This is a genomic window from Corynebacterium lehmanniae (genome assembly GCF_043161975.1).
Lineage (GTDB): Bacteria > Actinomycetota > Actinomycetes > Mycobacteriales > Mycobacteriaceae > Corynebacterium > Corynebacterium lehmanniae.
In genome coordinates this window covers 58,148-75,862 of record NZ_CP170998.1, presented here as the reverse complement: position 1 = coordinate 75,862, position 17,715 = coordinate 58,148, and the positions used below count along the sequence as shown (strand labels likewise).

General features: G+C 65.4%; 19 protein-coding genes and 1 tRNA gene. 8 read left to right on the top strand and 12 right to left on the bottom strand.

Annotated elements, in window-relative coordinates; all coding sequences use genetic code 11:
• The first annotated feature begins 13 nt into the window (after positions 1-13).
• Positions 14-541: a hypothetical protein gene (locus ACF3NP_RS00365; RefSeq protein ID WP_392398777.1), complete on the top strand. Its 528-nt coding sequence runs from the start codon at positions 14-16 to the stop codon at positions 539-541.
• Here the strand turns inward: ACF3NP_RS00365 and purB are convergent, their stop codons facing one another.
• Positions 542-1,978 (bottom strand): adenylosuccinate lyase, encoded by a 1,437-nt coding sequence (purB, locus tag ACF3NP_RS00360; protein WP_392398776.1) that lies wholly within the window; start codon positions 1,976-1,978, stop codon positions 542-544. It abuts the gene before it with no gap.
• A complete protein-coding gene (gene purD, locus ACF3NP_RS00355; protein WP_392398775.1) occupies positions 1,975-3,222 on the bottom strand; it encodes a phosphoribosylamine--glycine ligase in 1,248 nt (415 codons plus the stop codon). Before purD ends, purB begins: the two co-directional genes overlap by 4 nt.
• Positions 3,223-3,253: 31 nt before the next feature.
• Between purD and ACF3NP_RS00350 the strand changes: the two genes are divergently transcribed.
• Positions 3,254-3,670 (top strand): HIT family protein, encoded by a 417-nt coding sequence (locus tag ACF3NP_RS00350; protein WP_239307632.1) that lies wholly within the window; start codon positions 3,254-3,256, stop codon positions 3,668-3,670.
• On the opposite strand, the gene ACF3NP_RS00345 is transcribed toward ACF3NP_RS00350, so the two are convergent.
• The 3 genes from ACF3NP_RS00345 to ACF3NP_RS00335 form a co-directional block, all read right to left on the bottom strand.
• On the bottom strand, positions 3,648-5,024 hold the full coding sequence (locus ACF3NP_RS00345) for a sensor histidine kinase (protein WP_392398774.1): 1,377 nt from the start codon (positions 5,022-5,024) through the stop codon (positions 3,648-3,650). The genes ACF3NP_RS00350 and ACF3NP_RS00345 overlap by 23 nt on opposite strands.
• Before the next feature lie 4 nt (positions 5,025-5,028).
• The gene (locus ACF3NP_RS00340) at positions 5,029-5,736 is read right to left on the bottom strand and encodes a response regulator transcription factor (RefSeq protein WP_239307630.1); all 708 of its coding nucleotides are present in this window, start codon (positions 5,734-5,736) and stop codon (positions 5,029-5,031) included.
• A gap of 153 nt (positions 5,737-5,889) precedes the next feature.
• Positions 5,890-5,965 (bottom strand) — tRNA-Thr (locus tag ACF3NP_RS00335).
• Positions 5,966-6,031: 66 nt separating this feature from the next.
• Between ACF3NP_RS00335 and thrE the strand changes: the two genes are divergently transcribed.
• The 6 genes from thrE to ACF3NP_RS00305 are packed head-to-tail and all read left to right on the top strand — an operon-like array spanning position 6,032 to position 10,992.
• A complete protein-coding gene (thrE, locus tag ACF3NP_RS00330; RefSeq protein ID WP_449257609.1) occupies positions 6,032-7,486 on the top strand; it encodes a threonine/serine exporter ThrE in 1,455 nt (484 codons plus the stop codon).
• Between the two features lie 53 nt (positions 7,487-7,539).
• Positions 7,540-7,890: a hypothetical protein gene (locus ACF3NP_RS00325; protein ID WP_392398773.1), complete on the top strand. Its 351-nt coding sequence runs from the start codon at positions 7,540-7,542 to the stop codon at positions 7,888-7,890.
• Positions 7,891-9,168 carry an alpha,alpha-trehalose-phosphate synthase (UDP-forming) gene (locus ACF3NP_RS00320; protein ID WP_392398772.1) on the top strand — a complete coding sequence of 426 codons (1,278 nt, stop codon included), beginning with the start codon at positions 7,891-7,893 and terminating at the stop codon, positions 9,166-9,168.
• On the top strand, positions 9,165-9,548 hold the full coding sequence (locus ACF3NP_RS00315; RefSeq protein ID WP_392398771.1) for an META domain-containing protein: 384 nt from the start codon (positions 9,165-9,167) through the stop codon (positions 9,546-9,548). The genes ACF3NP_RS00320 and ACF3NP_RS00315 overlap by 4 nt, the downstream gene beginning before the upstream one ends.
• Positions 9,545-10,240, top strand: coding sequence for a trehalose-phosphatase (locus tag ACF3NP_RS00310; protein ID WP_392398770.1), 696 nt, complete (start codon positions 9,545-9,547; stop codon positions 10,238-10,240). The genes ACF3NP_RS00315 and ACF3NP_RS00310 overlap by 4 nt, the downstream gene beginning before the upstream one ends.
• Positions 10,222-10,992 carry a CE1 family esterase gene (locus tag ACF3NP_RS00305; protein WP_392398769.1) on the top strand — a complete coding sequence of 257 codons (771 nt, stop codon included), beginning with the start codon at positions 10,222-10,224 and terminating at the stop codon, positions 10,990-10,992. Before ACF3NP_RS00310 ends, ACF3NP_RS00305 begins: the two co-directional genes overlap by 19 nt.
• On the opposite strand, the gene rlmB is transcribed toward ACF3NP_RS00305, so the two are convergent.
• The 7 genes from rlmB to ACF3NP_RS00270 form a co-directional block, all read right to left on the bottom strand.
• Positions 10,967-11,899, bottom strand: coding sequence for a 23S rRNA (guanosine(2251)-2'-O)-methyltransferase RlmB (rlmB, locus tag ACF3NP_RS00300; protein WP_269951763.1), 933 nt, complete (start codon positions 11,897-11,899; stop codon positions 10,967-10,969). The genes ACF3NP_RS00305 and rlmB overlap by 26 nt on opposite strands.
• 3 nt (positions 11,900-11,902) lie before the next feature.
• On the bottom strand, positions 11,903-13,228 hold the full coding sequence (gene cysS, locus ACF3NP_RS00295) for a cysteine--tRNA ligase (RefSeq protein ID WP_392398768.1): 1,326 nt from the start codon (positions 13,226-13,228) through the stop codon (positions 11,903-11,905).
• Positions 13,229-13,239: 11 nt separating this feature from the next.
• Entirely contained in the window at positions 13,240-13,797 is a 558-nt protein-coding gene (locus ACF3NP_RS00290; protein ID WP_239306377.1) for a hypothetical protein, read from the bottom strand.
• Positions 13,798-14,358: a hypothetical protein gene (locus tag ACF3NP_RS00285; RefSeq protein WP_181889059.1), complete on the bottom strand. Its 561-nt coding sequence runs from the start codon at positions 14,356-14,358 to the stop codon at positions 13,798-13,800.
• Positions 14,359-14,367: 9 nt separating this feature from the next.
• Positions 14,368-15,621 carry a hypothetical protein gene (locus tag ACF3NP_RS00280; protein ID WP_269951765.1) on the bottom strand — a complete coding sequence of 418 codons (1,254 nt, stop codon included), beginning with the start codon at positions 15,619-15,621 and terminating at the stop codon, positions 14,368-14,370.
• Between the two features lie 62 nt (positions 15,622-15,683).
• A complete protein-coding gene (gene ispF, locus ACF3NP_RS00275) occupies positions 15,684-16,169 on the bottom strand; it encodes a 2-C-methyl-D-erythritol 2,4-cyclodiphosphate synthase (RefSeq protein ID WP_181889061.1) in 486 nt (161 codons plus the stop codon).
• Positions 16,166-17,641 (bottom strand): HNH endonuclease signature motif containing protein, encoded by a 1,476-nt coding sequence (locus ACF3NP_RS00270; protein WP_181889062.1) that lies wholly within the window; start codon positions 17,639-17,641, stop codon positions 16,166-16,168. Before ACF3NP_RS00270 ends, ispF begins: the two co-directional genes overlap by 4 nt.
• Positions 17,642-17,715 lie beyond the last annotated feature (74 nt).

Here is a 17,715-nt window from a genome sequence, read left to right as displayed (position 1 = left end):
TAGTATATGCGCCGTGAAAAACCGCGCTACCGTTGTCCTCCTCCCGCTTCTTCTCGCAGCGTGCACCGCGCCTTCGGAGTTCAGCGGGGAGATGCCGGACTTCTACCCTTCGCGCGACGGCGCCACGTTCCGTTTCGGCCAGACGGGCAAGATCGTCACCGAAGACGTGCGCTACCACGTGCCGGTGCAGTGGGAGGTCACGGTCGACGAGCCGACCACCACCCGCGCGCCCCGCAGCGCCGAACAAGCCCGCTCCATCGTGTGCTTCCCGGTCAGCTTCACCCCGGTTGCCATCGGCGAGTTCCCCATGGATGTCACGGTCGCGCTGCCGGAGCTTTTGCCTATCGACGGCCCCCTGGCCGCCAACGTGGCCGACCCGAATTACTGCGGCGACTGGGACATCACCGGATACACCGGTGAGCTGGAGGAAAACCGCACCTACACCGGCTTTGTGGTCTCCTGGGCGGGCAGCGCGGATCCGGGCATCGTGGGCCGCGGCGTCGAGCTCAAGGGCCGCGACACCACCCTCACGTGGAAGTAACTACAGGATGTCGCCCGGGGTGTAGGCGGCGGCCTGCGGATGCGCGTCGACAAGCTGTTGCACCCTCGCGAGCACCCGGTCCACCTGGGACTCGGCCGCGCCGATGAACGCGTGGCGATCCGAAAGCGCCTCCTCCAACTGCGCCTGGTCCAGCGGCAGGCGCTCGTCGGTGGCCAAGCGCTCCACCAGGTTCTGCTCCGCGCCGCGCTCGCGCATGTCCAACGCCATGGCCACCGCGTTTTCCTTGATCACCTCGTGCGCCGTCTCGCGGCCGACGCCCGCACGAACGCTTGCCATAAGGATGCGCGTGGTGGCCAGGAAAGGCAGGTAGCGGTCCAGTTCGCGGTTGATCATGGCCGGGAATGCGCCGAACTCTTCGAGGACGGTGAGCATGGTCTCCAGCTGGCCGTCGATGGCGAAGAACGCGTCCGGCAGCGCCACGCGGCGCACCACGGAGCAGAACACGTCGCCCTCGTTCCACTGCTGGCCGGACAAATCCGCCACCATGGTGAGGTAGCCGCGCAGGATCACCTGGAAGCCGCCGACGCGCTCGCAGGAGCGCGCGTTCATCTTGTGTGGCATGGCCGACGAGCCGACCTGGCCTTCCTTGAAGCCCTCGGTGACGGTCTCGTTGCCGGCCATGAGCCTAATCGTGGTCGCCAGCGAGGACGGGCCCGCGCCCAGCTGCACCAGCGAGGACACGACGTCGAAGTCGAGGGAGCGCGGGTAGACCTGCCCCACCGAATCAAAGACGCGGTCAAAGCCGAGGCCGTCCGCGATACCCTGCTCGAGGCGGGCCAGCTTCTCTTCGTCGCCGTCCATGAGGTCGAGCATGTCTTGCGCGGTGCCCATCGGGCCCTTGATGCCGCGCAGCGGATACCGTTCCAGCAGCTCCTCGATGCGCTCGACCGCCACGAGGATCTCGTCGGCGGCGGAGGCGAAGCGCTTGCCCAGGGTGGTCGCCTGCGCCGCCACGTTGTGGGAGCGGCCGGCCATGACCAGGGACTTGTACTCGCCGGCGCGGTTGCCCACGGCCTTCAGCAGCGCGATCGCCTTGTCGCGGGTGAGCTCGAGGGCGCGGCGCACCTGCAGTTGCTCCACGTTCTCAGTCAGGTCGCGCGAGGTCATGCCCTTGTGGATTTCTTCGTGCCCCGCCAGCGCGTTGAACTCCTCGATGCGCGCCTTCACGTCGTGGCGGGTAATTTTTTCGCGCTCAGCGATGGACTCCAGGTCCACCTGGTCGATGACTTTCTCGTAGTCCTCGATCGCGCCCGGTTCCACGGAGACACCGAGCTCCTGCTGCGCCTTCAGCACGGCGATCCAGAGCTGCCGCTCCAGGATGATCTTGTGTTCCGGGGCCCACAGGGTGGCCATCTCCGGGGAGGCGTAGCGGTTACTCAGGACATTCGCGTTATTCGGCTTCACGGCCTTCATCATAGGGAGATCGCTCCTTCGATCGCGGGGCGGGCGATGTCCTTGCGGTAAAACGACCCGGGAAGTTCGATGCCCGAAATGACCTCGTACGCCTCAGCCACGGCTTCCTCGAGCGTCGCGCCCAGCCCGACGACGCCGAGCACGCGGCCGCCGGAGGCAACATACTCGCCGTCCTCCAACGCGGTGCCGGCGTGCAGCACCTTTGTCGGATCGTCTAGCGCCTCGCCGGTAATCACACCTCCAGTCTTGGCGGCCTGCGGGTAGCCCTCGGCGGCCAGCACCACCATGGCGGCGAACCCGTCGCGCCACTGCAATTCCCCGACCTCGTCCAGGCGGCCCTCCGCGACGGCGAGCAGCACGTCCGCCAGCGGGGTCTCCAAAAGCGAGAGCACCGCCTGGGTCTCCGGGTCGCCGAAGCGGGCGTTGAACTCCACCACGGCCGGGCCGTCCGGCCCCCAAGCGGCGCCGACGTACAAAAGGCCCTGGTACGGGGTCCCGCGGCGCACCATCTCTTCCGCCACGGGGCGCGCAATCTCATCCACGATGGTCGCGACCCCGTCCTCCGGCAACCACGGCAGCGGCGCGTAGGCGCCCATGCCACCGGTGTTGGGGCCTTCGTCGTTGTCGTAGGCGCGCTTGTGGTCCTGCGCCGGCAGCAGCGGCACCACCGTCTCGCCGTCCACCAGGCAGAACAGCGAAACCTCGGGGCCTTCCAGGAAGGACTCGAACAGTACCGGGTTGCCAGCCCCGAGCACCGCCTCCGCGTGGGCCTTCGCCGCGGCGCGGTCCTCGGTGACCACCACGCCCTTGCCGCCTGCCAGGCCGTCGTCTTTGACCACGTAGCGCGGGCCGTACTCGTCGAGCGCGGTCTCGACGTCTTCAAGCTTCTCGACGCGGGTCGCCGACGCGGTGGGCACCCCCGCCGCCGCCATCACGTCCTTGGCAAAGGCCTTGGACCCCTCGAGCTGCGCTGCGGCCTTCGTCGGGCCGAACACCGGCACGCCGGCTTCGACGAGCGCGTCGGCCGCACCCGCCACCAGGGGCACCTCCGGGCCGATCACCACAAGCTCCGCGTCAATCTCGCGGGCCAGGTCCACGATGGCCTGGGGCGAGGCGACGTCGACGGCGCGTACCGTCGCTAAGCGGGTCATGCCCGCGTTGCCCGGTGCGACCGTGAGATCGTGGCCTTGCATTGCGTTGAGTAGGGCGTGTTCGCGGCCGCCCGAGCCGATGACAAGGATGCGCATGCACCCCAATTTACCGGTAGCGTCGATAAGTATGAGCACCGTATTCAGCAAGATCATCGCAGGCGACATCCCGGGCCGGATCGTGTACCAGGACGACACCGTCGCCGCCTTCCTCACCATCGAGCCGGTCGCCTACGGCCACACGCTGGTCGTGCCGGTCGAGGAGATTGACAAGTGGACCGACATGCCGGCGGACCTGTGGGCGCACATGAACGAGGTCGCCCAAAACATTGGCGCGGTCATCGTGGAGAAGTTCAACGCGGAGCGCGCCGGCTACCTCATCGCCGGCTTCGAGGTGCCGCACGCCCACATCCACGTCTTCCCCGCCAACGACATGTCGGGCTACTCGCTGTCTACCGCGATGCGTCACGACGAGACCGACGCAGCGAAGATGGACGCCGCCGCGGACACCATCCGAGAAGCCCTTAAAGCGCAGGAAGCGAAATAGTAAACGTCGAGCCCTCGCCCGGCGCAGTGACCACCTTCACGGTGCCGTCGTGCGCCTCGATGAGGGACTTGGTGATGGCCAGGCCCAGCCCGGAGCCGCCGGTGGCGCGGTTGCGGGAACTGTCGGCGCGGTAGAAGCGCTCGAAGATGTGCTCCGCGTCCTTGGCCTCCATGCCGCAGCCGTTGTCGGCGACGTCGATGACGACGCGGTCGAGGTTCTTGCGGATGGTCACGGTGACCTCCGCGTCCGGGCCCGCGTGCTTGTAGGCGTTGGTGATCAGGTTCACCAGCACCTGGTGCAGCCGGTCCGGGTCGCCGTTGACCTGCGCGATCTCCGGGGTGTCCGTGATGACCTCCACGGAGCGGTCCGGGAACGCGGCGTCGACGGTGCTCTTTGCGGAAAGCACCCACTCCAGCACGTCCATCGGCTTCTTCTCTAGGCGTGCTCCCTCGGCGCGGGTCAGCGCCAGCAGGTCTTCCACCAGCAGCTGCATGCGTGCGGACTCTTCGTCAATCTTGCCCAGCACCATGTCCGGGTCGTTCGCCATGCCTTTCCGGTACAGCTCGGTGTACCCGCGCACGCTTGTCAGTGGGGTGCGCAGCTCGTGGGACGCGTCGCCGACGAAACGGCGCATCTGTTCCTCTTGGGTGCGGGCGGTCTCCAGCGAGTCCTGCAGCTTGGACACCATGGTGTTCATGGCGTAGGACAAACTGCCCACTTCCGTCTCGCGCGGCCACGCGGGCACGCGGCTGTCCGTCTCGCCGTTGGCAATCGCCAGCGCCGTGTTTTCCACGATCTTCAGCGGCGCCAGGGCGCGGGCCACCATGTAGTTCGCGGCCACGCCGATGCCGAACAGCGCCAGCACGCCCACGCCGGCTTCCACCCAGGCGAGCGCGCGTAGCATCTTCGCCTCGGTCTCCAGCGACTTGGCCACGTACTGCACCGTGCCGTCGGACTGCTGGTGCGCCATCGCCCGCCACTTCACGCCTTGGCCCTTGTCGCCCGCGGACGGGATGGTGGTGGGGTGGTCGAGGCGCTCCACCTTCGAGTAGTCCGGCGGGTTCAACGATCCCCTGCGCGGCACCAACTGGTCGTGGCCGGGGTACAAGGTTGCCTGGTTGAACTCGCTGGGCAGGCTCAGGATATTGAACTGCCAGGCGGGGGTTTGCTGCGCCCACGTTGCCATGCCCTCGCGCAGTTGGTCGTCTGCGCGGTCGAACAGGAAGTGGCGCATGACAAAGTAGATCAGCACCGAACTGAGCGCGATGCCGATCGTGGCTGCCGCCATCACCACCGACACAAGCTGTCGCTTGAGCGGCTTTTTCGACGGCGCCGTCAACACCGAATACGGCATGGCACTACTGGCGCGGAGTGCGCAGCACGTAGCCGACGCCGCGGACGGTGTGGATGAGCTGCACGTCGCCGGTGTCCACCTTGCGGCGCAGATACGAGATGTAGGACTCGACCACGTTGCCGTCGCCGCCGAAGTCGTAGTGCCACACGTTGTCCAGGATCTTCGCCTTGGACACCACAACCTCGGCGTTGAGCATGAGGTAGCGCAGCAGGTTGAACTCGGTGGGCGACAGTTCCACGATCTCGCCGGCCTTGGTCACCTCGTGGGTGTCGTCGTTGAGCGTCAGGTCCGCGTAGCGCAGGGTGGTGTCTTCGTTGGAGTCTTCGCTGACGTTGCCGCGGCGCAGGATCACGCGCAGGCGGGTGATCACCTCTTCGAGAGAGAACGGCTTGGTCACGTAGTCGTCCGCGCCGATGGTCAGGCCGTGGATGCGGTCTTCCACCGCGTCCTTGGCGGTGAGGAAGAGCACCGGCGCGTCCAAGCCTTCGGCGCGCAGCTTGCTCAGCAGCTCGAAGCCGTCCATCTCCGGCATCATCACGTCGAGGATGTAGGCATCCGGTTTCCAGGAATGCGCGAGTTCGATGGCTGCGGCACCGGAGTTTGCGGTCTCCACCTCGAACCCTTGGAACTTCAGGGAAACAGTTAACAGCTCCACGATGTTCGGTTCGTCGTCTACGACGAGCACCTTCAGGTTCTGCGAGTTGTCTGCCATGTCAATCACTTTCCGTTTCGTCGCAATTTCTGCGTTGCTAACAAGATAGAGCGATTAAACCGCACAAGTCTGCACGTTTCCTGTACGTCCACTGAATGGCTCTCGCGGACTTGCCCCGAAATGGCTCCCCACAACAAGCCCCACAAAAAGAATTGGAGCTGGAGACGGGACTTGAACCCGCAACCTACGGTTTACAAGACCGTTGCGCTACCAATTGCGCCACTCCAGCAGTGCAGCAAAATCTTACACACGCCCCGCACCTGCGACACAACTGCCCAACCGATAGTGTGAGCGTGTGGCAGAAGGTAACTCATTGTGGGAGAGGATCTCCGGCTCGCGGCAGCGCGTGGCAACGATTGACGAAGCCCGCACGTCCCCGCCGCCGTCCGTCCTCGCACCCATTAACTTGGCAGATCCCGCCGAGGTCGCGGCGGTGATGAACATCGCTGCGCGCATCGGGGAGATCCTCATCGCGAACGCGACGACCTCCGCGGATGCGGCGAAGCAGATCCACACGGTGTGTTCCTCCTACGGCCTGCACTACGTGCATGTTTCGATCACGGTGAACACGATCACGCTCAACACGATCATCGGCGTGGATCAGCGCACCCCGGTGAATGTGTTCCGCGTGGTCACGATGATCAGCGAGAACTACCACAAGCTGCAGGAAGTCGACCGCCTGATCCGCTCGATCCGATCCGGCGCGACACCGCCGGAAATGGCGGAGCGGATCCTCAACGACATCGACACCTCCCCGATCCCCCACCGCAACACCCGCAACCTCGCTGGCTGGACGGTGATGGGTTTCTTCGTGGCCATGCTGCTGGGCGGGGACCTGCTGATGATGACGGTCGGTGGCCTAACGGCCTTCCTCATCATGGGCTTCAACAAGCTGCTCTCGCGCGGCGGCCTGCCCGCGTTTTTCCATAACGTCATCGGCGGTTTCCTCGCCACGGTCCCGGCCGCAATCACCTACGACTTCTCGGCGTCGATCGGACACACAATTGTGCCCAGCCAGCTCATCGCGACGGGCATCATCGTGCTACTCGCGGGTCTGACGCTTGTGCAATCGCTTCTCGACGGCGTCACCGGCTCGCCCTTAAACGCCTCCGCCCGCTTCTTCTCGGCCATGCTGAACACCGGCGGCATCGTGGCTGGCGTGGCCAGCGGCGTGGCGGTCTCGGAAATGGTGGGCATGCCGCTGCCGCCGATCGAGCTTCTACCCGGCAGCGCCGCGTACTCGAACGCCCTGCTCACCGTGGTCGGCGGCGGGATGGCCGCGGCGGCGTTTGCGGTGTGCTGTTTCGCGGAGCGTGCCGCGATCATCCTGTCGTTTGTCACCGCCGCGCTCGGCTCCGCCTGCTACTACATCCTGCTCACTCCGTTGGGCTTGGGCAGGCTGTCGGCCACCGCGGCATGTGCGATCGTGGTGGGTCTCGTCGGCGGCCTGATTTCCCGCCGGTTCTTGATCAACCCGGTGATCACGGCCGTGGCGGGTGTGACGCCGTTCCTGCCCGGCTCGTGGATCTACCGCGGCATGTACGCGTTGATGAACGAACAGATGCTGCTGGGCATGATGAACTTGTTCACCGCCATCGGCACCTGCATGGCTTTGGCCGCGGGTGTGGTGTTCGGTGAGTGGGTCGCCCGCCGCATCCGCCGGCCGCAGCTGTATGTGCCGTACCAAGCGTTCAAACGCGCTGGCCGCTTCACGTTCGAGCAGCTGCTCAGGGTGCGGCGACGCAGATAAGTTCATCGCGTAGGATGAAAACCCTTGACGCCTGATGCTAGGAGGAGACCGTAGTGCCACCCAAGATCACTGATTCGCGCCCTACCGCCGAGGCGATGCACGCTGTTGAGGAGCAGACGGCTTCGGGTGCCCGTCGGATCGTGGCAACCTACGCCGAAGATTTCCTGGACGGCGTAACGCTGATGTCCATGCTGGGGGTTGCCCCGAAGGGCTTCGTGTACAAGCGGTACGTCGAGGAGCTCGAGCAGGAGGCCGAGGAGGAGGCACCGAAGAAGGCCACCAAGAAGAAGGCAACCAAAAAGAAGGCCACCAAGAAAAAGTCGACCAAGAAGGCCACCAAGAAGAAGGCGACGAAGAAGAAGGCCACCAAGAAGTCGACGAAGAAGACTGCCAAGAAGGCCTAAATGGGGGACAACGAGTTCGTCGTAGTGGCGAACCGCCTGCCGGTGGACAAAGTGGGAGACCACTACGAGGTCTCTCCGGGCGGCCTTGTCGCTGCCCTCGCCCCGGTGTTGCGCGCCCGCGAGGGCTGCTGGGTGGGGTGGCCCGGCAACATCGGCGAAACGCTCGAGCCGTTCGAGTTCGGCGGCATTTCCCTCTTGCCGGTCGCACTCGACCAGGACGATTTCGAGGGCTTCTACGAGGGCTTTTCCAACTCTGCGCTGTGGCCGCTTTACCACGACCTGATTGTCCAGCCGGAGTACAACCAGGCCTGGTGGGACAGCTACGTCGAGGTCAACCGCAAGTTCGCGGAGGCGACCGCTAAGGCCGCCGCCGAAGATGCCACGGTGTGGGTGCAGGACTACCAGCTCCAGCTCGTCCCGGGGATGCTCAAGGCACTCCGCCCCGACGTGACCATCGGGTTTTTCCTGCACATCCCCTTCCCCGCCCCGGCGTTGTTCCAGCAGTTGCCGTGGCGCGACGAGATCCTCGAGGGGTTGAAGGGCTGCGACCTGATCGGTTTCCAGCGCCACACTGACGAGGACAACTTCCGCCTGCTCACCGACGACATCCGCACCGGCACTTTCCCTATCTCCATCGATTCGGGGGAGATCGCGACCGCCACAAACGAGCAGGTCGAGACGCTGCGAAACGCCGTCGGCAACCCGAAGCACCTCCTTCTTGGCGTGGACCGCCTGGATTACACGAAGGGCATCCTGCAGCGCCTGCTGGCCATCGAGTCGCTGCTGGAGGAAGACAAGCTCTCCGACATCGCTTTTATCCAGATCGCGACCCCGTCGCGCGAGCGCATCGAGCACTACCGCACGACCCGCAAGCAGGTCGAGGAGGCCATCGGGCGTATCAACGGCCGCTTCGGCGAGGTGGGCCGGCCGGTCGTGCACTACGTGCACCGCAGCGTGCCGAAGGAGCACCTGGGCACCTTTTATGCCGCCGCGGACATCATGCTGGTCACCCCGTTCAAGGACGGCATGAATCTGGTGGCTAAGGAGTATGTGGCGGCCCACCCGGACGCGGACGGGGCGCTGGTGCTCTCCGAGTTCGCGGGTGCCGCCGTGGAGCTCGACCAGGCGTATCTGTGCAACCCGTTCGACCTGGAGTCCATCAAGGAGGCGATCCTCGAGGCCTGCGACCCGGACCCGGCGCGCATGCGCCACATGCACGATTGGGTGATGGAGCACGATGTGGCCGCGTGGGCGAAATCGTTCTTGGAGGAGCTGTGAAACGCGCCCTCGCACTCATAACACTTTTTGCCCTGGCCGCCTGCGCGCCCGCCCCCACGTGGCAGCTCGTCTCGCTGCGCACCAGCGAGGACCAGCCCGCCACTGAGACCTCCGTGGCGCGTGTGCGTATCGACGACCAAAGGTTCACCGGCACCACCGGCTGCTCTGACGTGTCCGGCTCGTTCGAGGGCGAAGACACCATCACGTTGGAAGACATCACGCTCAGCGACCCGGGCGATTGCTCCGGCTGGGCCCGCCACACCCACGACCAGCTCGCTCATCTCCTCACCGAAAACACGTCCTTCCAGGTCTCCCACCCCGCCGACTTCGAGATGATCCTGGTAGCAGAATCCGGCGAAACGATAAGGCTGATGCGATGAGGCTCCTTGTTTGCCTGGATTTCGACGGCACCCTCGCAGAGCTGGACCCGGACCCGTACGCGGTGCGCATGCACCCAGATGCAGAGGCCGCCATCCGCCGCCTCGCAGCCATCCGCGACACCGAGGTGGCCATCCTCTCCGGCCGCCACATTGCGGGCATCAAGCAGGTCCTTCCGGCGGACCTCCCAGTAACAATCATCGGCTCCCACGGCGCGGAGCCGGGGCCGCAACTTGGACAAGAGGACCAAAATTACCTCGACCACATCGAAAACCAGCTAAACGCCCTCGCCACCGACGGCGCCTACGTGGAGGTCAAGCCGTACCAGCGCGTCCTCCACGTGGCGAAGGTACAAAACCCAACCGCAGCCAAAGCCATCCTCGCCGCAGCGAACGCCATCGACACCCACGGCCGCCCGAAGACGCAGGGCCATAACGTGGTGGAGTTTTCCGCGGTGGAGATCACCAAGGGCACCTGGCTCAATGCCTACAAGCAGGCCTTCGACAGGACGATTTTCGCCGGCGACGACGACACCGACGAACACGCCATGGCGGTCCTCGATGACACCGACCTCGGCATCAAGGTCGGCACAAAACCGTCGCAGGCCACCCGCCGGGTACCCGGTGTCGACGCCATGGCACAATTGCTCACCCAACTCGCCGACGAAAGGGAAGCATGGAGCGCCACGCGCTAGTCCACCAGGGCCACGAGCGCCGCTGGATCGAGATCGAAGGCACGACCAACACCCTCCTGCTGGTCTTGCACGGCTCGCTGCAATCCGGCAACGTGCTGCGCAACTTCACCGACCGCACCTTCGAGGGCCTCGGCCCCACCGTGGTCTACCCGGACGGCATCAAGCACCACTTCAACGACCTGCGCGCGGGCTTCAACGAGGACGCGCGCCGCATGCGCATCGACGACGTCGGCTTCCTCACAAAGGTCGTCGAGCGCTACAACGCCGACACCGTCATCGGCTGCGGGTTCTCCAACGGCGGGCAAATGATCATGCGCCTGCTTTTCGACGCCCCAGGCCTGCTCACCGGCGCCGCCACCTTCGGCGCGTCGATGCCCACCGAAGACAACACCCTGACCACCGCCGACAACTACCAGCCGACGCAACTCCTGGCCGTGCAGGGAACAAAAGACAAGCTCGTGCCTTACGACGGCGGTATGGCCGGCATCGGCGGCAACAACCGGGGAGAAACCCGCTCCGCCACAAACTCCGCCGAGTTCTTTGCGGAACTGAACGGGTGCGTCGGCCACGAGACGTCGATAAGCGAGAAGCTCCGCGTCGACGATTGGGCCGGCGAGCACCCGGTCCGCCTCGTCTCCCTCGAAGGCGCTGGGCACATGGTGCCAGTAGACAAGGACCTCGACCCGCGCCTGGGCCACAACCCGAAGTCCCCTACCGGCGGGGAGCTTATCCGCGAGTTCTTCTTTGCCTAGCGAACTCGCTTAGCACCACGCCCGCCGCGACGGAGGCGTTGAGGGATTCCACCCAGTCCTCCATGGGCACGGACATGATCACGTCGCAGTTCTCGCGCACCAGGCGCGAAATCCCCTTGCCTTCGGAGCCGACGACGATGACCACGTTGTCGGTGGCCTGGTCGAAGGTGTCCAGGGTGTGCTCGCCGCCCGCGTCGAGGCCGACGACGGTGTAGCCGTTGTCCTGGAACTGCTTGACGGTGCGGGTCACGTTGGTCACGCGCGCCACGGGCAGGCGCGCCGCGGTGCCTGCGGAGGTCCTCCACGCCACGCCGGTGACCTGCGCCGAGCGGCGCTCCGGGATGATCACGCCATTGCCCCCAAAGGCCGCGGTCGAGCGGATCACCGCGCCAAGGTTGCGCGGATCCGTGATGTTGTCCAGCACCACGAACATGCCGGGTCCGTCCACGGACTCGAGCAGATCGTCAAAGTCCGCGTACTTGTACGGCTGGATCTTCAGGCCGATGCCCTGGTGCATGCCGTTGCCGGTCATCGCGTCGAGCTGCTGGCGCGGCACCTCGTGCACCGGGATCCCTTTGGAGTTGGCCATCCCGACCGCCTCGCTCAGCCGCTCGTCGTGGCCGGTGCCAGCGACCACGTACAGCGCCTCCGCCGGCACCTTCGCCTTCAGGCACTCCACCACCGGGTTGCGGCCGACCACCATGTCGGCGACTTCCCTATCGTGGCGTCCCTGCGCGCGGCGCTGGCGGTCGAGCTTGCGCTTGTGGGCGGCGTGGTAGACGCGGTCCTCCGCCTTCGGGGTCGCACCCTTGCCGCGCAGCCCGCGGCGGCGCTGTCCGCCGGAGCCCTTCGTGGGGCCCTTCTTGTTCTTCTTCTGCTTGTCGGGCCGCTCGTACGGTTTCGCCATGATCTACTCCTTCACCTGCCACTGCGGCCCGTCGGCCGTGTCGGTCACCTCGATGCCGGCCGCGGCCAGCCTGTCGCGCACCTCGTCGGCAGTCGCCCAGTCCTTCTCCGCGCGGGCGACCGCGCGCCGCTCCAGCTCGGCGCGGACCAGCACGTCGAGCGCGTTGCTATTGCTTGTCGACGACGGCCACGCCCCCGGATCCACACCCAACACCGCCGCCATCGCACGTACCTGGGCTGCGATAGGAGCGGGATCGGAAGCCTTGTTGCCCTCGCGCACCATGTTGTGGATCTCGGCGAGCGCCTTGGGCACGGAGAAGTCGTCGTTGAGCGCCTCGGCGAACCCGTCGGTCCAGGTCGTGGGCTCGGGCATGCCGGCGCGTTTGACGAATTCCTCAATGCGCCGGTAGCCAGCCGCCGCCTCCTGCAGCGCCTCCGGCGAGTACTCGAGCACGCTGCGGTAGTGGGCCGAACCCAGGTAGTAGCGCAGCTCCACCGGGCGTACCTGCTCGAGCATCGCGTCGATGGACAGCACGTTGCCCAAGCTCTTCGACATCTTCTCGCCCGCCATGGTCACCCAGTGGTTGTGCATCCAGAAGCGCGCAAACCCATCGCCGGCCGCATGCGATTGCGCCTGCTCGTTTTCGTGGTGCGGGAACTGCAGGTCCAGCCCGCCGCCGTGGATGTCGAATTCGGAGCCGAGGTACCAGGTGGACATCGCGGAGCACTCGAGGTGCCAGCCGGGGCGGCCCGGGCCCCACGGGGTGGGCCAGCTCGGCTCGCCCGGTTTGGCGGCCTTCCACAGGGCGAAGTCCGGGTCGTCGCCCGTCATGTCCTCCAGCTTGTTGCCGGAGATCGAGCCGTAGTCTCCGCCGGCTTTCACCCAGGCGTTCACGTCGAAGTAGACGGAGCCTTCGCGGGTGTAGGCGAAGCCTGCGTCGATAAGCCGCTGCATGTAGTCGACCATCTGGGTGACGTGCCCGGTCGCGCGCGGCTCCACGGACGGCGGTAGCACCCCGAGGGTGTCGTACGCGCGGGTGAACTCGCGCTCGTACGTGGAGACCCACTCCCACCAGGGGCGGTTGTGCTCGCGCGCCTTGGTCAGGATTTTGTCGTCGATGTCCGTGACGTTGCGCGCGAACGCGACATCGTAGTCGTTGGCCAAAAACCAGCGGCGGACGATGTCGAACGCGACACCCGAGCGCAGGTGCCCGATGTGCGGTTTGGCCTGCGGGGTGGCGCCGCACAGGTAAATCGAGACGTGGCCGGGCCTAATCGGCTCGAAGTCGCGCAGTGTGCGGGTCTTGGTGTCGAAAATGCGTTGTTTCACAACACCGCAGTCTACAGAGACGACTCGTCCACCTTGAGCTCCGAGTAGCGCGCCTCCGGAACGCTGAACTCGTACGGCTTACCCACCGGCTCCCAGACCTGGTCCGCGCTGCACTTCACGTCCTGCGCGTCGCCGTCGAGCATGGTGAAGCCCCACACCAGCCGTCCCTGCTTTCCGGCATCGAGGGTGTACGGGCCGACCACCTGGTTCAGCGACCAGGTGGCCTGGTGCACGTAGTTCCAGCCGTACGCGCGGGAGACGTTCTTCACCAGGTCACCCTTCGGTGTGAAGGTGCCGGAAACCTCCAGGGTCTGCACACGCTTCTGCTTCACGGTCTGCTCCACCGGCACCGGTCCTTCGGTGTCGTTGCCCACGCTCGCGGCGTCGGTCTGCTTGAACCAGCGGCGGGTCGCGTCGACGTAGGTGTCGGTGAGACCCGGGGTGGCGCAATGGCTGCCCGGGGCGAGGTCCTCGTTCCAGCGCTGCGGGAGCTCGAAATCGTAGGACTGCGCGTTGGCGGGGGCAGCAAACAGCAGCATTGCCGCCAGCGCAGGGATCACCCGTTTCATTTACGCACCCCAGTCGATGTTGTCGCGGGTGCTCACGCGGACGTGACGCTCCTTCGGCATCGTCGCGGTGAACGTGTTGCCGGCAGCTTCCCAGGTGCCGTTTGCACCGCACACGGTCTCCTGGCCCTTGAAGTCGGAGACGATCCAGCCGGCCTGCAGCACGGCGGTCTTGCCCGGGGCGATGTTGTACGGGCCGACCTTCTCGCCGACCTCGTAGGACTGCTCGTTCGTGTAGCTGGTGGAGAAGGTGAACTGGATCAGCTTGGCCACGTCGAAGCTCAGGCCCGCGGTGACGTTCCACGTCTTGGTCTTGGTCTCGGTGATCGAGCGGGTCACGGGCAGCGGCTCGTCGTTGTAGTTGGCCACGGTCCAGGTGCCTGCGGAACCGTCGAAGTAGCTGCGGACGATCTCCACGGTCTGGCCGCGGTCGCCCGGGTTGGCGCACTTGTCGCCGATGGTGGTCGGGTTCGTCTCGTCGTAGGTGCGCTGCGGCAGGGCGTTGGCGGCCGGGGCGAGAGCGATAACAGCGGCGGTGGTGAGCAGAGCAATGGTGCGTTTCATGGTTATTCCTTAGAGGTAGGTTTGGGTGGGTACGGGGAGGTTGCGGTACTCGTCCGGGGTGACGTCGATGACCTGCTTGGTTCCGTCCTTGCTGGTCACGGTGGCTTCCGCCCAGAAACCGGACGGCGCCGCCGACTGCGGGTGCGTCACCACGCGGGAGTACTTGCCGTCGCGGCCGGCGGAGATTTCGCTGTAGTTGATGCGCGTCATCGTGGTGCCGTACTCGACGCGGACGCGGTCGCCCGGCTTCAGGTCGATGGGTTTCAGCGGGGTGTTCACCGGCATGTAGGCGCGCTTGACCGCCCCGACGGAGCTGAGCCAGCCTTCCGGCAGCCTGCCATCCTCGCCCATCCAGTTGAGGTACTGGTTGTTCTCCGCGCCGACGACGTAATCCGTCACGGGGCGGAAGGTGTAGTCACCCTTGGACCAGTTGAGGAAGTCCTGCGAGTACCCCGGCTTGCGGAAGGTCGGCGCGACCGCCTCGATGTCGTGCGGGTACCAGGACTTGTCGCCCTCGCGTGCGGGCTCGTTCAGCTGCGGCCACTCTTCGTCGCGGCGGAAGCTCGCATCAGGCTTCACGACGGCGTCCCGTTCCCCCGCCACCTTCTCCAAGCTCGGACCAGAGGTGGCGGTGTACGTGTCGCCGGCAGGCTTCGAGTTCGCGCCCTCAGCACGGGCGGGGATCTCCATGGCCAGGTTGGACACGGAGCCGTCCGCCTTGATGATGTACGCGAACGCGTAGCGCTCCGCCGGGCCGGTGCCACGGATGACGTTCGCGCCCGGGCCGTTGCGCAGCACGCCGTTGTCGCAGGTGACGAACATGGAGATGAAGTCCTTCTCCAGCACGCCGTAATCCACGCGGAACGACTCACCCGGGCCGAGCTCGATCGGACCGAAGGTCTCGCCCTCGATCCAGCCGTTGGACTCCTTCAGGCCGATGTCGGCCTTCGCGGTGGTGTCCCAGCCGCTGGGCAGGGCCGCCTTCGAGTTGGCCTCGATCTTGCGGTTCGTGCCCGTCTCCACCGTCGCCGTGTAGGGCACGGTCTGGTCGGTGCGGTTGGTGAACTGGAGAGTGCCGTCCGCGAGGTAGCGGCGGGCGGTCTCGCCGTAGCGCCACTCGGGCGTGACACCGGCGCTGCACTCCGTGTCCAGGTTCTCAATGGGGTACCCCTGCGGCATCGCCGGGACCGCCGCCGCGATGGGGGCGTGGGCCACCGCGACCGTTCCAAGCACCGCAGCGAGCGCTGTACGTATTTTTCGCATGCGGTCACGATAAGCCGAAAACTCTCTGAACGGAAGCTAAAACCGCAGGTAGGGAACTTTAGTTACGAAATAGGGAACTTTCGTTCCACCAACGCCGTCGCAATGGCCGCGCGGCCCTCCCCGCTGCCGGTGAACCCCATGTGGTCCGTAGTCGTCGCCGAGACGGACACCGGGGCGCCGAGGGCCTCCGAGAGCACCCGTTCCGCCTCCTCGCGCACCGGCGACATCTTCGGGGTCTGGCCGATCAGTTGGGCGGAGACGTTGACGACGCTGTGGCCGTGGGCGTCGAGAAGCTCTTTGAGCTCCTGCAGAAGCTGGATACCTTTCACCCCGTCGTACTCCGGGCGGCCGACACCGACGAAGGAGCCCAGGTCGCCCAGGCCGGAGGCAGACAACACGGCGTCGACGATGACGTGGCTGACCACGTCGCCGTCCGAGTGACCCTCGCAGCCGTCCTGGCCTTCGTGGAGGATGCCGGCGATCCAGCATTCTTTCCCGGGTTGGATCTGGTGGGCGTCGAACGCCGTGCCTACTCGAAGATTTGTCATAGGTACGACGCTACTTCAGGGTCCGGCGGATAGTCGCGGATGGCGTAGTACTCGTGCATCTCCGCGCACTCCACTTCTCTCCAGTGCCATTCCAGCGCGGCGAGGATATCCAAAGGGTCCTCCGGTTGCTTTTTCGGCGGGTACTCGAATGTCATGCCGAACCGGTCCTCCAGGGCGTGGATGGTGGCCATGCATGCGTCGTAGTCGAGGTCGTTTTCGTACTTCTCCACCGCGGAGTGACACCGGTTGTAGAACTCGGCGCGGTCCTTGCGTTTCTGGCGGCGTTTCTCCAGCGTCGTCTTCCATCTCGGGTTCGTCGGCTGCAGGTAGTCGGTGATGAACCCTTCCGGCGCCGAGACCTGGAAGGTGCCGTCCGCGTGCAGCCACACAATTTCGCCGGTGACAGGGTCTGGCACGTAGTACACGCGACGATCGGTTTTGATGTTGTGGTGGTGTGCACACAGGCTGAACAGGTTGGACACGGTGGTCTTGCCGCCCTCGTCGTACGGGATGCGGTGGTCCAGCTGGCAGTTTTCGGCCTTCACGTTGCAGCCGGGCCAGAGGCAGACCCCGTCGCGGGCCTGCACCAGCGCGCGGATGGCGGCGGTGGGCACGTATGCCTCGGTTTCGGCGTGCTCGGCTTCGTCCAGGTCCACGATGTGGGGCGGGTTGTCCTCCAGCATCTGCTCCACCGCGGCGGTGCCGTCGGCGTCCGTCCAGCCGAAGTTGGGAATGTAGTAGGAGCTGCCCGGCGTTTTCGAGGTGAACATGTAGAGCACGACCTTGGGCGTCGCGCGAATGTCACCGGTGAGGATGGCCTTGATCGCGTCGTCCCGCGAGAGCTTGTGCTCGCGCGCCACTTGTTCGGTGTAGCGCTCCATCAGGCCGACCGTGGCGGGATCGCCCTCGACGTTCAGCCCCGCGTCGCCGTCGTCCTGTCCGTAGAAGTGGCTCCGGCACGTACCGAACGGCATGTCTTTTTCTTTCTTCCGCTCCTTGATCTTCTTTTGGTTCGGCGCGAGGTCGGAATCGATGCGCTGGATCCGCTCGCGCAGGCGGCGACGCAGCGAGCTTGGCGACGGCAACTCCGCCCCCACCCGCTTCGGCGTGAACACCTTGACCAGGTACTCATCCATGTCCGCGAGAATGTCTGGCGTGGCCAGGTCGTTGAGGCGGTTTAGCGTGGACTCGATGGCCGACAACCTCCGAACATCCAACCTGCGGGTCTCCTCCTGCAGCGCACACAGCTTCGGCAGATCCGCCAGCACCGAATACCCGAGAATCCCGGATTCAGCCCAACTTTGGCTCTCCCCTACTGCCATCGCGATCGAATAGGCCTCCAGTTCGAAGTCCTCCACTTCCACCAACGGTTTGGCGTACCGGTGGAAGATTGCAAACTCCGCTTCCCGCATCGCCTGGCCTGCAGCTGCGACCGGACAACCTTCCTTCTCTGTGACAAATGTTCCGCTCATGTCTCACCCTCCTTCCCGAAACTACTATCGAACATAGTTCCGACCCACAACACATGTCAAGGGTTTTTCAAAAC